Genomic DNA, 15,241 nt, shown 5'->3' on the forward strand with positions numbered 1-15,241 from the left:
TTGCTGGTCGTGCGTTTGCGGGTCACACCCTCAGGAGGAAGGATCATGGCACTGAACAATATGGGCGGCCTGCTCGAAAAGCGTCGCAGCGCGTTGGTCGAGTACTGCATCGGGCAAGTCGGGAAGGGAGCTGACGGTCAATACAACTTTCTGAGAACGCCGGCAGACCTGTTCGAACTGTTGCGCATGGATCCGCTGGACAACTACCCGGTTCAGAGCTCCTGGGTTGCCGAAGCGACGAGCTGCGCCCAGCAGTTCATTCATGCCGCGTACCGCAAGCTGGAACCCGGCTATGCGGCGATCGAGTTCGACAAGCGGGATCTGCTCACCTGGGAGCTTTACAGCAATTACCCGGATTGGGCTGCGCTGCAACTGATCGAGCTCTACCCGGAAAACTTCATCAACCCCTTTGTGCGACAGCGCAAGACCAGCCTGTTCAAAGCCCTTGAAAACAACCTCAACCAGACACGCTTGAACATCGATTCGGTTCAGGCGGCGCTGCAGGACTACCTGCAAACGTTCGAGCAGACCTGCAATCTGGACGTGATCAGCAGCTACATGGACGGTGCCACGCCCGCTCGTGCCGATTATTACTTCGTCGGTCGCCAGCGGGTGCCACCCTTCCAGTATTTCTGGCGCAAGGCTGAGGTGGAGCTCTCTCCCAGTTGCAAAGCCATCAACCCGGCGGCGTGGAGTGAGTGGCAGGCTGTGGATATTCCCACCGGCGCGAAAGTGTTGGACATTCGGCCGGTGTTTTGGAGCGGACGGTTGTGTCTGGTTTGGGCCGAGTGGCAGGACGAGGTGCCGGGTCAGGATGGCAACAAAGGCATACCGCACCGGCTGGACATCAATGTGGCCTTCATGACCCAGAACGGCCAGTGGTCGGCACCGCTGAGCATGCACAGTTCCACGCAGGTCGAAGACCGTTCCCAAGGGGCTCGGCTAATTGCGACCGTATGGGCTGACCATCACAATCCCAAGGGCAAGCTGGGGGTTTTGTTGACTAACGGGGGTTCCCTCAAGGTGTCTGCGGTTCGTGATGTGTTGTTCCGTCCCTTGACCGAAGATGATGGCGGCTGGCTGGGGCATGCGGCGGACAAGCGTTTTGTCGCCGCTGAGACGGTTCAGCATCCACTGATGAATCAGCCGACCATCGTCGCCACCTTGGAAACGGCGGGTCCCCTGACGTCTTATCTGGATCTGCAGGCTGTGGTGTTTCGCGAGGGTAACGATGATGTTCTGATTGTTCAGGGCGTTTTGAGGCCTACAGGTATAACCGGTAGCGCTGAGTTTGATTTGACGTTGGTAGACAAAACGTCCGACGACCCGGAACCGATTAAAATCACCCAGCCGGTTGCCGGTGGCTGGAGTACCGAGTGGCAGGTCTTCAAACGGACGAAAGGTTCATGGGCGAATGCGACCTTTTCTTTTGGTACTACCACAGGTGGCTATGGACGTAAAAAATTTGCATTGACGATCGCCAACGTGACGGACTTCATCCCTCCCGCATTGCTCAAAAACACCGCCGATGCGGCGCAATTTCTCGCCCTCAACCAGCAAGGTCTGACGCTTAAATTCACTCGTCTGAACTCGCTGTTCGGTCCCGAACTGGTGCAGCGCTCCAATATTTCCGTCGATGCCGTACTCGATTGGGATACGCAGTTTCTGCCGGAGCCGCCCCCAGGCACTGGAACGATCGAGGAGCCGAACGGTGCATTCAACGGCGCCAACGGGCTGTTTTTCTGGGAGCTGTTTTTTCATCTGCCCCACTTGGTGTCCGCACGTTTGCGCGCCGAAGACCGTTTTCTGGAAGCGCAGAACTGGCTGCATTACCTGTTTGACCCACAAGCGCCTGCCGACCCTGCGCAACCTCCGCGTCCGAATCCCAAGCCTTTGTATTGGCGCTGCCGGCCCTTGAATGGCCCCGGTAATCTGGGCTGTGAAACCGAGGCACCGACCGACCCCGACGCCATCGGCTATTCGGCGCCCCGGCATTTTCAGATTCTGGTGTTCACTGAGTACGTGAAAAACCTGGTGACCTGGGGGGACTGGTATTACCGCCAACTCACCCGTGACAGCCTGGTGGCGGCCAAATTGTGTTACGTCCAGGCCGAGTTTCTGATGGGTAAGGCACCCACGGTGCGAACGGTGAACCGTTGGAAAACAGACACGGTGGGAAGTCTTTTGAACAAGAGCGCTTCGCGACCGGCGCTTGAGCAGTTTGAACAAACCCTTGCGTTCAACCTGGCGGACTTTCCTGCCGCAGCCGAAACGCCACCGCTGCTCGGGTTGTTGGCAAACGAGCCCTTCGAACAACCGATCAATGAACAGTTGCTCGCGCTGTTCGACTTGCCCGGCCAGCGCCTGCATAACCTGCGCAACAACCTCACCCTGGACGGCAAGCCACTGCAGATCCCGCTGTTCAGTCCACCGACAGACCCCAATCAATTGTTGCGCGACCTGGCGGCCGGTGGCGTCGGCGCACCCAGACCGATGGGCGGGCGATTGGTGGTCGGTGCCTTCCGCTGGCGCATTACGTTCGAGGCCGCATTGCGTGCGGTGCAGACCCTGCAGGATTACGGCAACCAGGTGCTGCGTTTGCTCGAGCAACGGGATCGGGCCGAGCAGGAGGAAATGCAGCAAAACCATCTGGTGGAATTGGGCACCTACGCCCAGACCGTGCAGGAACAGACCATCACCCAACTGCAAGCGAATGTGACCGCGCTGGAGCAGAGCCGGGCCTTGGCGCAGGAGCGGGCTGATGCTTATGCACGACGCTATGACGAAAACGTCTCGGCGGTTGAATACGAGGTCATGGAGAGTCTGCATCGATCAAAAGTGCTGTCACTCGTGGCCTCAAGCATCAAGCCCGCAGGTGCCGTGATTGCCTCTTTACCCAACATTTTTGGTGTGGCAAATGGTGGACATCGCCTCGATAAAATTGCCGATGCGGTTGTCTTCGGACTGGGAGTCGCCTCATCGGCACTGCAACTGGACGCGGATAAACAGGCCACCACCGAAGGCTACCGCCGTCGCCGCGAAGACTGGCAATTGCAACGGGATCAGGCGCTGGCAGAGGTTCGCGCAGTCGATGAGCAAATCGTCGCACAGACCCATGCCGTGCAAGCGGCCCGAACCAGCCTGGAGCAAACCCTCAGGGCCAACAGTCAGGCAGTGACGGTTTACAACTTTCTCAAAAAGCGTGCGACCAATGTCGAGCTGTTTGGCTGGTTGCTCGGTCAGCTCAAGGCTTTGCATTACCAGGCATACGATGCGGTCGTCAGTTTGTGCCTCAACGCTCAGGCCTCGCTGAGTGCCGAAACCGGCGATTACGATTCGCAGATTCCCTTGCCCCAGGTCTGGCTGGACAACCGCCACGGCCTGACTGCAGGCGAACACCTGCGCGAGCATTTGCTGCGCATGGAACGTGAGTACCTGCAACGTCATGAACGACGGCTGGAGCTGATCAAAACCGTTTCGCTACGGCAATTGTTCGAGGACACGGTCGATCCTCAGACGGGTGTGACCGGCTGGACAGAGGCGCTGGAGCGGTTGCAGAACAACGGCACGCTGGAGTTCAAGCTCACGCAGTTGCACTTCGATCGCGATCATCCGGGCCATTACTGCCGGCAGATCAGTTCGGTTGAGGTCGATCTGCCGGTATTGACAGGGCCTTTCCAGGATGTGCGGGCCACCTTGCTCCAGATCAGCAGCATGATCGCGACCAAGGCATCAGCCCAGTCGGTGAGGTACTTGCACGAACCGGACGGCGCCGTGGCCCCTGCCGACGTGCAAATCAACCTGCGCAGCGGTCAGCAAATAGCCTTGTCGGCAGGACTGGCCGACAACGGTATGACCGCGATGAAACCTGATGAAGGCTTGCTCAATCCCTTTGAAAATACCGGGGTGGTGTCTCGCTGGAAGTTGAACTTTCCATGGCCGAAAAAAGAGCCGCAACTCGCCATGCTGCTCTCTTTGACGGACATCATTGTGCGCATCCGTTACACGGCCAAAGCCGGCGAGCCGATCTTCACGCGAACCGTTGAAGACCTGGTGACCCGAGCCGAAATGCAAGCCCAGAGCTTTAACGTCGAAGGAGCAAGCCGTCATGAGTAAACCGATCATCCTGGCCAATGAGAGTCTGGTGCTCAACGGTGCTTTTGCTGAATGGCCAAAGCATTGGAAATCGAACCCTTCCGATCAGGGCTGGCTGGGTACGGCGAGCGAATCCTATGAGGGCTTGCCGATTCGCTTTCTGAAGGTCGGCAATGAGGCCTCGTTCAGTCAGGCTCTGATCGTTCCCAAAGATCCGGGTGCTCAAGCTCGCTATGTTCTCAGTTTCCTGTGCGAGACGCGGCATACCCAAGCGGGCAGGTTTGTTATCAGTATCGATGGGCAGCAAGAGACATTGGAAATCCCGTTGCCGCCGGGTGAACCACGTGATCGCGAGGACGATCAGGCGCGCCTGAAGAGCGGTCAGCCGCTTGTGTTCATACCGCTCAAGTACGAAGTCGAGTTGGACCTACCGTTCAACGGTCAAGACACGATCACCGTCGGTGGGTTCAGCCCACCCAACGAACTGGGCGACTACATCTCGCAGATCTGCATCACCCGCATCAATCTGCAGTTGCATCTGCCACCGGCGCAGATGCAACGGCTGATGGTTGACGAGGAACCGGTGCCACCGTCGGGGACTTTGCACCTATGCCTGGGGGCTTCCGCGACCCTTGCTCACCGTCTGAAATTTGTGCTCGCGCCGGACAACGCCTGGCTAGGTACCAAAGCCGCGTTGACCAGCGACGATAACCCGCTAGGTGCGATTGTCGCGTCGCCTGCCTGGGGCGTGGATCACCCGCTTGAGGATCAATGGCTGCTCGATTGCCCGTGGATCGGGGATGAAGAGCCCTACCTCTTCTCGATGAACCTGCTTAACCAGTACACCGCCGAGCCTTACCCGGTGAACGTGTCACTTGGGCACCATCGGTTGGTGTTCCGTGATGCGCTCGAGGCGGCTTATTACCCTGTGCTTGAATACGACCAGAGTGTGCGTCTGGGCGTTAAGGTGGCTTCGTTTTATACCGGGCAACCCCTCAGCGGGCGGACGGTGAACTGGATGCTCGCGGGGCAGCAGGTTAAAGGGGCCGCCTTTACCAATGATGAAGGCTGGGCATACTTTGATTATCAGCCGACGGAGGCGGGCAAATTCGACATCGAGGCATCGGTCGAGAGTCTGTATTACGCTACGGGTGTCGTGACTCAAACATTCGAGGTCCGGGTGTTGGCGACGGACCCGTGGAAGGACGTATTGGCGGTCACCGAGGGGGTTGAGACGCGCTGGGAGGAAAAAACCGGTTACCCCAATCGGGGCACGGACTATCCGGTCAACGTGAAACTGCCTGCGGACAGTCCGCTGCTGAGTACGGAGCTCTCGTTGCATTGGAGCGGTGATTCCCATGAGCAACTGGGTGTTGCCATCAGCCCGGCGCTTGAGCATCCGGTGCCGGTCACTGGCGCTGAATCGGTATGGACCTTGACGAGCGAAGACCGACTGGACGGCCGGTTCGATCTGTCGCTGGTCTGCTCGAAACTGCTGCTGCCTTCGCCGAAAAAACGCATGTCGCTGGCGCGCAATCTGGTCAGGGTCGGCGAGGTGCGTGAGGCCAACAAGTTTCCGGTGGTGGATGAAAACGAAAGTGTGTTGTTGCGGGTGCAGGTGGTGCATGTCGTGGTCAGCGGTGATGGTGATCCCGTACGCAATGCGCTGGTTGACTGGAGGACTCCCCTCGGAACTGTTTCCACTGTTACCGGGGCCGGTGGCTGGGCCAGTTTGCTGTATACACCGAACAGCGACGGGGATCAGATTGTCACGGCCAGCATCAAGGCCCATGCGGAAGCCGTTGCGGTGGAGCAGCCTTTCAATGTGAAGGCTATTGCGACCAGCCCCTGGAAAAATGAAGTCAGGATTGTGCTCGATGAGGTGGAGGTCGACCGCAATACGCTCGGCGTACTCTGTCGGCGTGGCGGGACACATACCCTGAAGGTTGTGCCTGTCTCCGGCAGCGCTTGGATCGGCAAAAACATCAGTCTGCACTGGCGCGGTGCGGCACCGGATATCGGACTGGTGCCCAATGACCTTGGTGCGCCCAAGCCTCTACGGGCAGAAGGTGCGGAATGGAAGCTCGTCTCAGAGGTGAATACCAGCCTCAGCAGTCTGTTTGAGCTGGAGCTACGCCTTGAGGGTGTTTCAATCGTTCGAGAGTTGTTTGGGCGATTGGTGTCCACGGATCTGACAGCAGAAATGAGCCTGGTGCTGGATCAGATACCGGCAGCGCTGGACGGTCAGACGCTCTATCCCTGTCTGGGTGCACTTCACCGCTTTAACGTTTTGCCCAATGCGCTGAGCCCGCTGGTGGGCCTTACGTCATCGCTGACGTGGTCGGGGACGCCCGCCGATCAGTTGGGTGCCACCGTCAAACCTGCTTTGAATCTTCCTCAACCCATTACCGATGGTGGCGCGCTCTGGGCGTTGGACTTTACCGCCAGTGAGAAGCCGGGACAGTTTGCCCTGACGTTGGCACTGCCTCAGTTGAGTTTCGTCAAAACCGCCACTCCGATGACGCTGGCGCATAACAAGGTCAGGATTGAGGAGTGGCGTGAATCGCCGGTGGATCCGGTCGTGGGGCAGGATCCTGCGTGGCTGTGGATACAGGTGTTTTCCCATTTCACCGGTCGCGCCGTGGATCAGGTTCCGGTGATATGGTCGGTATCGGGGAGCTCGAGCGTGGTGAAAACCGGCGCCGATGGCTGGTCCGGCTTTGCCTTTGCACCCGCAACTGCTCATCCGGAGCATCGGGTGGAGGCGTTGGTGGCGAATCCTTACGACGGTTATTCAGACCAACACGCCATGACAGTCACTGCGCTGGCGAGCGATCCGTGGGAGGGGCTGAAGGTCAGTTTTGACAAGCAAGCGTTCCAGCCCTGGGGTCAGAAAACCTACTTCCCGCGTCGCAAAGGCGATCACACTGTTGCCCTAGAGGCGTCCTGCAACAGCTCATTGTTTGGTCATGACTTGACACTAGGGTTGACCGGCACCGGACCAGCCGAACTGGGTATCAGGTTTTTGTCGGAAGGGCTCGGGGTGCCAAGACCGTTTTACGAAACGGGATTGCAGTACAACTTTAAAGCGGGTGATCTGAAGGACGGAAGCTTCGCGTAGCGTCTTTCGTCGAAGCGGTTGGCGAGCCTGTCACCGGCGAACGCGATGTCTTTGGGCGAAGGTTCACAGGTGCTGAAAATCACCGGGAACAGCAGCGTTTATCAGACACTGGATTGGGGGCAGGAACTTGTTGAGCAGGTCACCGTGGTGTCGGCTATCAGTGGCCGGCCGATGGTGGGGTGGACGGTGACATGGCGTAATCCTGATCTTGGGGTTGTGACTTCCGTGACTGATTATTACGGTGTGGCGAGAGTGCGCTTTATCCCCACGACGTCCGGCCCGGCTGAATTGACGGCGACAGTGGGTGAGGGGATCTATGCACAGGTGCTTTCGTTCCCGTTCGAGATGAGCCAGCCGCGGGAAATCAGTGCATTGATAATTGCTCAGCCCGGCACTTATCCGGGGGACGAGGTCGAGGCGCAGGCCACCATTATTTCGACGGTCAGCGGTCTGCCGCTCGACAACATTGAGGTCATGTGGGAGTTCGATGGTGTCTGGCTCACGCCGACTCCGACTGATGTCGATGGTAACGCGACGGTTCGTTTCAGGCTCGAGGCGTCTGGTAGTAAGGTGTTGACGGCTTCGGTGCGCGGTGGTGAAGGTGGATGGGATGCTGCGCAGTTGCTGTTTACGGTGTTGGAAGATGAGTGGGTGATTGAGGAGCTCACATCTACCAAGCCGATTATTTATCAGGGAGAGCAGGTGAATGCAGTGGCGAAGGTGGTTACTCGTCGTCACGGGGTTGCGGTGGAGAAGGCTGTCGTGTCCTGGAGTTTCCCCTCGCTCGAATTGTCGCCGTCGAATTCTGATGCGCAGGGTTTCGCCAGTGTCGAGTTCTCGCCAACTCAACTCGGGGAATATGACCTGACCGCTAGCGTTTCTGGAGTCACCCCGAGCTCGAAAACTATGGCGGTGAAGGTTCTGGATCCGGTTACGCCGGATCACGCCACAATCCAAAGCTTCGTGGCATCGAAGAACCCCTGCTCACCATGGGAATATGTAACTGTTACAGCTTCGATCATTTCCACGTTATCTAAAGAACCGATGCCAAACAGAGAGGTTTTCATGTCTTTTGATGGCGGTGCTTATTTTCCGACTAAAACTGATGGGGCAGGGAAGGTATCGCACACTGCCAGGTTGGCGACGTCTGGTAGTTTGAGGTGGGATATCAAAGTCCAAAACCTGGGTGGAACTTCCCAGCATCGCCAAGTGGTCGTTATCTATAAATAATAGCGATCCCAGATAGCCGCAGGATGGGAGGTTTGATTTTGCTCTGTGGTGGACTGTATCTCTAAAAGGTCCCAGCCTTCTTCCAACTCAAATACCGCGTCACCAACTCCGCGCCCAGTTCACTGGGCCGCACATCCAGCACCGGCACTCCATGAGCACTCAACCGCTCATGGAGTTCAGCCCGTTCATTCAAATAATCCACCGTCCCGCAATAAGCCAGCGCCTCCGACAAGGTTTGCACCGGCGTGTGCCGCTGCGTGTCGAGCAAGTCTTCGCGCAGACTCGCCACCAACACTCGATGCTGTTTGCTCAGGCGTTTGACGGCGGTCAGCAGTTCTTCATCGACTTCATCCCGCAAGTTAGTCACCAGCACCACCAGCGCCCGACGCTTTTGCCGGGCCAGCAGTTGGTTGGCGGCGGCCTGGTAATCAGCGGGGCGTTGGGTGTTGTTGAGGTCGTAAACGGTGTTGAGCAGAACCTTGAGTTGTTCAGTGCCTTTGACCGGGGCGAGGTAATGCGGCCGGTCGCTGGCGAAGGTGCTCAGGCCCACGGCGTCGCCTTGGCGCAGGGCGATGTAGCTGAGCAGCAGGCAGGCATTCAGTGCGTGATCGAAATGGGCGAGCTCGCCATCCTGGCTGCGCATTCGCCGACCGCAATCGAGCATGAAGATGATCTGCTGGTCGCGTTCGTCCTGGTACTCGCGAGCAATCGGTGTGCGCTGACGGGCGGTGGCTTTCCAGTCGATCTGGCGCAGGCTGTCGCCTTCGCGGAATTCACGCAGTTGATGAAACTCCAGACCCAGACCGCGTCGTTGGCGTTGGCGCACGCCGAGTTGGCTGAGCCAGTTGTCGACTGCCAGCAGTTGGCCGCCGTATAGGCGGGCGAAGTCCGGGTAGACGCGGGTGTTGTCGACCACGTTGAGCAAGCGTTTGTCGGACCACAGCCGCAATGGGCTCGGCAGGTTGATTTCGCAGAGTTCGAAACTGAAGTGCCCGCGCTTGAGAGGGCGCAGTCGATAACCGATCTGGCTGTGCTGGCCGGGTTGCAGGTCGACCGACAGAGGAAGGTTTTCGAAGCTCAGGCCTTCCGGCACATGGTCGAAAATCTGTACGGTCAGTGGCTGAGCGAAGTCATGTTCGAGCTCCAGTCGTACTTCACCCCATCGACCGAGTGCAAGGCTACCGGGCATTTGTCGCTGGAGGCGGGGTGAGGGCAGGCGTTTGAGGCGGATGGCGTCGAGTATTGCCAGGGCCAGCAGTGCCAGCAGCAGTCCCCAGTTGATCGACAACAGGCTCGATGGAACCGCGAACTCCAATGCCCGCAACGCGCCCAGCACGATGCCGATGGCTAGCAGCAATGCAAGCCAGATCAGTAACAGGCGCGAGGGTTTCACAACCGTGGCGCCGGCACTTGATCGAGCAGTTGCTTGAGCACCTGATCGACGTCCAGCCCTTCGATGTCCAGCTCCGGCGCAATCCGCACACGGTGACGCAACACCGCGAGGGCGCAGCCTTTGATGTCATCCGGAATCACAAACTCGCCACCGCGCAACAACGCTCGCGCCCGCGCGCAGCGCACCAGCGCAATGGAGGCACGAGGTCCGGCGCCGAGGGTCAGGCCCGGCCAGGTGCGGGTGGTGCGAGCCAGTCGTACGGCGTAATCGAGCACCTGATCGTCCAGCGGCAGATCGCTGGCAATGCGCTGCAAGGCCAGCACGTCCTTGGCTTGCAACACCGTGCGCAGGGGTTGCACATCAAGCATGTCGGCCCGGGTCGAGCGACTGACCTGGCGGACCATGTTCAGCTCCTGATCGGCGTCGGGGTAGTCCATGCGCACCTTGAGCATGAAGCGATCAAGCTCGGCTTCCGGCAGCGGGTAAGTGCCTTCCTGTTCGATGGGGTTTTGTGTGGCGAGCACCATGAACGGTTGCACGATGGGCAGGGCGCGGCCTTCGAGGGTGACTTGCCGTTCCTGCATGGCTTCGAGCAGCGCGGCCTGGGTTTTCGCCGGGGCGCGGTTGATCTCGTCGGCCAGCAAAAGGTTGGTGAACAACGGACCTTTGCGCAGTTTGAATTGCTCGGTCTGCATGTCGTACACCGCGTGCCCGGTGACGTCGCTTGGCATCAAGTCCGGGGTGAACTGGATACGTGCGAACTCACCGCCGAAGCAGCGGGCGAGGGCGCGCACAAGAAGTGTCTTGCCCAGCCCCGGCACGCCTTCGAGCAGCACGTGGCCGCCGGCGATCAGCGCGGTGAGGACGTCGTCGATCACGGTGTTTTGGCCGATCACGGCTTTCTGCAATTCGGTCCGTACCGCTTGGGCCAGTTGGCTGGCACGCTGGCGTTGCTGCGCAGCGTGGCTCTGTACGCCGGGCTCGATCTGTTCACTCATAAGGCGTTCCTCAAGGTTTGCAGGTGGGCGACCTGACGGCTGAATTCAGCGCTGGACAGCCGCTGCTTCGGTCGCGGGCTCATGGCCTGGCTGATAGCGCGTGTGGGTTGGCCGGTCAGGCGTGCGAGCACCAGCCATTGTTCGGCAACGCCGAGTTGTTCGAAACCGGGATGACGGCGCCGCACACGACGCAAGATGTCGTGCTGCAAGGCTTGCAGCAGATGCTGCTGACCGTTTCGGCGCAACATGAAATCGGCGCTGGCGCGCAGGTGTTCCTGAAGTTGGCGGCGGGCCCTTGGGGCCGGTTCCAGCAGCGGACCCTGGCGTACGCCGACGTGCCAGAGGCCAAGGCCGATCAGGGCAAAAAGGGCGACTAGCGCCTGAGGGAAATAGCGCAGGAGCAACATCAGCAGACTGTCGTGATCGGTGTCGAACAGCAGGGTCACGTTCGTGTCCGCGGTCAGGTACCACAGCAGCCAGGCGTTGTCGTACTGGCCGATGGCCGGGGTTTTCCACAGGTCGGCGTCGGTGACCACGGTGATCGAACCGAGCCCGTGATTGAGCTGCATCATGTGCGTGGCCTTGCCGCTGTTGGCCCAGGCTTGCGCGAGGTTTTTCGGGTCTTCGAGATGGAACGCGGTATCGAAACTGGCGTAGGCCGGTGCGTTTTCGTCTTCCAGGTACAGCTTGGTCAGTTTGGGGTATGGGTCGTCGTCGCTATCGGGCGGCGGGTCCTTGAGGTCCTTGCTCAGCGACTGGTGAATCTGCACCCGGTCGAGCAACAGGTCATTGCTTTGGCCGGTCTTTTCATCCCACAACGACTGGGCGACAAATAAAAGACGCCCGCCGGCCCGGGTCCAGTTCAACAGCTGATCGATCTGGCGCGGGGTCATGTTGTACCGGTCCCCGAGCAACAACAGGCTGTGCTGATGCGGCTCCAGGGTTGGCAGGATGTCGAGGCTATTGGCGTGGCTGACGGTCAGGTTCTGTTTGCGCAGAAAATGCTCGGCAGCGAGGTAAGGATTGGCCTGGGCTTCGGGCGAGGGGCCGTGATCGATGTCTGTCTGGTAGGGCGTCGCCTTGACGTACAGATAAACACTCAGCGCGATCAATAGCACGGCGATGAACACGCCGACCGCCAGCCAGCGTTGCCGGTTCAACGCAATGCTCCCGGGCCGAACAGGGCTCGCCAGCCGTCACAGAGTTCCTGTTGCAAATGCGCGGGAGGCAGGCGATGCCCGTAGGCCATGTTCTGCCAGTGCCCGGTCAGGTTTTTACTGAAGGCCAGCAAGGCCGGTTGTTGCAGGTGTTCGATGCGCTCCAGGACCTGGCCTTCGGTGTCGGCGGGTTTCAGCGCCATGTTGAAGTCGTGCAGCAAATGACTGAGCAGACCGCGATAGAGCAACCCGAGGGCCTCGCGAGGGTGGGTTTGCCAGAGGCGTTCGGCGCTGGCGGCGATGTCGGCGGGCAGGGTTTCGCGGTTGAGGTCCAGGCCGAAAGCCTGTTGCGGTAACGGCCGCACGACCTTGCTGTTCAAGGCCGGTCGACGGCTGACGAAGGCCTGCAACCAGTCACGGTAATGCCAGATCAATAAACCAATGGCACCGATCACGACACCCCACAACACGACTTCAATCAGCGTGGCCGCTGCGCCGAAGCGTTGGTTGTCCAGAAGCTTGAGCAGCGCCTCCAGCCATTCGGTTGTTTGGTCATCGTCCGCCGTTTCGGCGGCTGGTTTTTCTTCGCCAAACCGATAGCGCGTGACCGATTCCTTGTTCTTGAACGGAGGCTGATCGAGGATCGCCTTGATGCTGTCCCGGGATGCCTGACTGGTCAGCGGCTGGTCCAGCAGACGCGGGCTGTCGGGTGAAATGACTGGCTCGGCGGCCCACACGGTTTGCGCTGTCGGCATCAACAGGAACGCTGCCAGCAGCAGGGGGACGGCAGCGCTGCTCAAGCGTTGGCGCATGCGGCGGAACACCAGCTCGATATCCCACGCCTCCAGCACCGTGCGCCGATTCAGATAAAGGCTGAAGCCGCAGGCGACATAAACCGGTTCCCAGACAATCAGCACCAGTGCGTAAAAGGCGTTGGTCAGGTGTTCCAGCCATCGCCAGTCCTGTGTGGCGGCGGTGATCAAGGTCTGCCAGCTCCAGTCGAGTTCGACCTGTTGTGGCAAGAACATATAGAACAGCACCATCAGACCGATCCATAACGCGCTTTCCAGGTGTACGCCGATGATGGTCAGCCACCGCGTGGCACCGGCGTTGCGCTGCAACAGCACCTGTAAGCGCTGTTGTCGTGGCTCCCCACTCAACCCTTCGAGTTGCACCACTGGCATCAGGAAACTGCGACTCAGGCTCAAGCGTCGCCAGGTCAGACTCGCCAGCAGTTGCGGTTGGAGCAGCCGCGGAAATTGGCGCAGCGCCTGCTTCAGCGTGGGCGTTTCGCCGAACATGGCTTTGGACAGTATGTACAGCGGCAGGCGGTCGAACGCCGGTTTCAGCCACCAGAAAATGAACACGGCGAGGGAGGGCGAATCCCACAGCACCCAACTGAGCAGGGCGAAAATCGGCAAGGTCACGATGGCCCAACTGGTCATCAGCAGGCGCCGGTGTCGCTGGCTCAGCAGGACCCCGAGGTCCATGGCTTCCCAGGTCGTGCGCGGGCGGATCACTACCGTGGCGTCACTCAGGCGCATGGCGGGTCCGTCCGGCAAACAGCAGATAAACCGCCACCAACAACCAGAGCGCTGCGCCGACCAGGTATTTGGTCATGGGTGCGACCCCGATCGTGGACGACCAGTAAGCTTCGATAAACGCCGCAATCAGCAGAAACAGCATGACCCCGCAAATCAGCAGCACGCTCTTGCGTGCCGCCAATCGCAGGGCTTCGGAGCGGGGCAGGCGTCCCGGCGCGATCAATGCCCAACCCAGTTGCAGGCCGGCGGCACCGGCCAGGGCGATAGCACTCAGTTCGAAGGCGCCGTGGCCAACCACGAATGACCAGAAGGTTTGCCCGTAGCCGATGTGCGTCAGGTGCCCGGCCACCGCACCAATCATCAACCCGTTGAAGAACAGGAAAAACGCGCTGCCCAGGCCAAACAGCACACCGCTGGCGAAGGTCTGAAAGGCGATGCCGATGTTGTGCATGATGTAGTAACCGAACATCACCCAGTCTTCACTGGCCGCCCGTTCCGCCGAACGCCCCAGGTGACCGGCCTCGGGGTCGTACATGCCTTGCATCTCGCTGACCTGCTCGGCCGGGATCAGGTTGTAGACCAGGTCGGGGAACAGATACACCAGCAGCGCGATGCCGATCAGGCTGCCAAAAAACATCAGGCCGGCGGCGAGTACGAAGCGCCACTGTTCGCGAACCAGTCGCGGGAAGTCAGCCAGGATGAAGCCCAGCACGTTGGCACCCAGTCGACTGCGGTGGCGATAAAGCTGTTGATGCCCGCGCAGCACTTGTTGCTGTAACGAGTCGATCAGAAAACTGCTGTAACCACGTTCCTGGGCCAGCGCCAGATGCTGGCAGAGACGACGATAATCACTGGGGAAACCGGCGACTCGTTCGGCTTCCTTGCCTTGCTCCAGCTGTTCAAGCGCGAGAGCAAATTGCTCCCATTCGGCCTTGTGGCGACTTTCGAAAAGGCTTTGCTTCATGTGGGGCCCAACAAGCCGCGGGCGATGCCATTGAGTTCGTCCACGGCCCCTGGCGCCGACACCCGCAACGGTTGCGCGAGTATGGCCGCCAGCTCTTTGACCCGTGCGTCAGAGAGTTCACCCTGGCGCTCGGCAAACCCGAGGATGGCGCGTTGTTCGGTCAGCGTCAGCGCAAAGGCCGGGCGCCGGGGCTGGGCGGTGGGCAGTTGTGGTCGGGCGAGCGGTTGTTCGCGGTAGATCACCAGCGTGCCGGCTGCCAGGTCACCGAGGCGTTTGAAGGTGGGATGTTGCAGGCAACTGATAGCCCCGAGGAAATAGCCGAACGGCAGCATGTCGACAAATCGCAGCAGGTTGCGCAGCAGCGAAGCAGACCAGCCGATCGGCGTGCCATCGTCCTGCACCACCCGCAGGTCCATCCATTGCTTGCCTGGCGAACGACCCTGATTGAGCACTTCGAACAGCACCATGTACCACCAGCTCACCACGAACAACAGAATCGAGCCGAGCCCTGCACCGAGTTTCCCGAGGAATGCCAGGACAATAAACAGCAGGCCGACGATCAACCCGCGCAGCCCGAGATCGATGGCGAACGCCAGCGCACGAACCATCAACCCGGCCGGGCGCAGTGGCAGGTCGATGCCTTCCGGCGTTTCGACTTGATACCGCGTATCCAGTGGCGGGGACAGCGTCGCTTTCCTTGGCAGTGCTGTGGTCTCGAGCATGGGCAACCTTGATGTGG

9 protein-coding genes are annotated in these 15,241 nt (G+C 59.7%); 3 read left to right on the top strand and 6 right to left on the bottom strand.

The window, feature by feature from the left end; translation table 11 throughout:
* Positions 1 to 45 precede the first annotated feature (45 nt).
* Genes ACMXYI_RS13060 through ACMXYI_RS13070 form a run of 3 tightly spaced genes read left to right on the top strand, consistent with a single transcriptional unit; the run spans position 46 to position 8,446 of the window.
* Positions 46 to 4,116: a neuraminidase-like domain-containing protein gene (locus ACMXYI_RS13060; RefSeq protein ID WP_415773518.1), complete on the top strand. Its 4,071-nt coding sequence runs from the start codon at positions 46 to 48 to the stop codon at positions 4,114 to 4,116.
* Complete coding sequence (locus ACMXYI_RS13065; RefSeq protein WP_415773519.1) at positions 4,109 to 7,216, top strand: hypothetical protein; 3,108 nt, start codon at positions 4,109 to 4,111, stop codon at positions 7,214 to 7,216. Before ACMXYI_RS13060 ends, ACMXYI_RS13065 begins: the two co-directional genes overlap by 8 nt.
* Positions 7,217 to 7,261: 45 nt before the next feature.
* A complete protein-coding gene (locus ACMXYI_RS13070; protein WP_415773520.1) occupies positions 7,262 to 8,446 on the top strand; it encodes a hypothetical protein in 1,185 nt (394 codons plus the stop codon).
* A gap of 61 nt (positions 8,447 to 8,507) precedes the next feature.
* Here the strand turns inward: ACMXYI_RS13070 and ACMXYI_RS13075 are convergent, their stop codons facing one another.
* From ACMXYI_RS13075 to ACMXYI_RS13100, 6 genes are read right to left on the bottom strand one after another with little or no spacing between them, the layout of a single operon-like run.
* On the bottom strand, positions 8,508 to 9,839 hold the full coding sequence (locus ACMXYI_RS13075) for a DUF58 domain-containing protein (protein ID WP_415773521.1): 1,332 nt from the start codon (positions 9,837 to 9,839) through the stop codon (positions 8,508 to 8,510).
* Complete coding sequence (locus ACMXYI_RS13080; protein ID WP_415773522.1) at positions 9,836 to 10,837, bottom strand: AAA family ATPase; 1,002 nt, start codon at positions 10,835 to 10,837, stop codon at positions 9,836 to 9,838. Before ACMXYI_RS13080 ends, ACMXYI_RS13075 begins: the two co-directional genes overlap by 4 nt.
* A complete protein-coding gene (locus tag ACMXYI_RS13085) occupies positions 10,834 to 11,997 on the bottom strand; it encodes a DUF4350 domain-containing protein (protein ID WP_415773523.1) in 1,164 nt (387 codons plus the stop codon). The genes ACMXYI_RS13080 and ACMXYI_RS13085 overlap by 4 nt, the downstream gene beginning before the upstream one ends.
* The gene (locus tag ACMXYI_RS13090; RefSeq protein WP_415773525.1) at positions 11,994 to 13,538 is read right to left on the bottom strand and encodes a DUF4129 domain-containing protein; all 1,545 of its coding nucleotides are present in this window, start codon (positions 13,536 to 13,538) and stop codon (positions 11,994 to 11,996) included. Before ACMXYI_RS13090 ends, ACMXYI_RS13085 begins: the two co-directional genes overlap by 4 nt.
* Positions 13,525 to 14,502, bottom strand: a complete 978-nt coding sequence (locus ACMXYI_RS13095; protein ID WP_415773526.1) for a stage II sporulation protein M — start codon at positions 14,500 to 14,502, stop codon at positions 13,525 to 13,527. The genes ACMXYI_RS13090 and ACMXYI_RS13095 overlap by 14 nt, the downstream gene beginning before the upstream one ends.
* Positions 14,499 to 15,224 carry an RDD family protein gene (locus ACMXYI_RS13100; protein WP_415773528.1) on the bottom strand — a complete coding sequence of 242 codons (726 nt, stop codon included), beginning with the start codon at positions 15,222 to 15,224 and terminating at the stop codon, positions 14,499 to 14,501. The genes ACMXYI_RS13095 and ACMXYI_RS13100 overlap by 4 nt, the downstream gene beginning before the upstream one ends.
* Between the last annotated feature and the right edge of the window lie 17 nt (positions 15,225 to 15,241).

The organism is Pseudomonas lyxosi, from assembly GCF_047758685.1.
GTDB classification, from domain to species: domain Bacteria; phylum Pseudomonadota; class Gammaproteobacteria; order Pseudomonadales; family Pseudomonadaceae; genus Aquipseudomonas; species Aquipseudomonas lyxosi.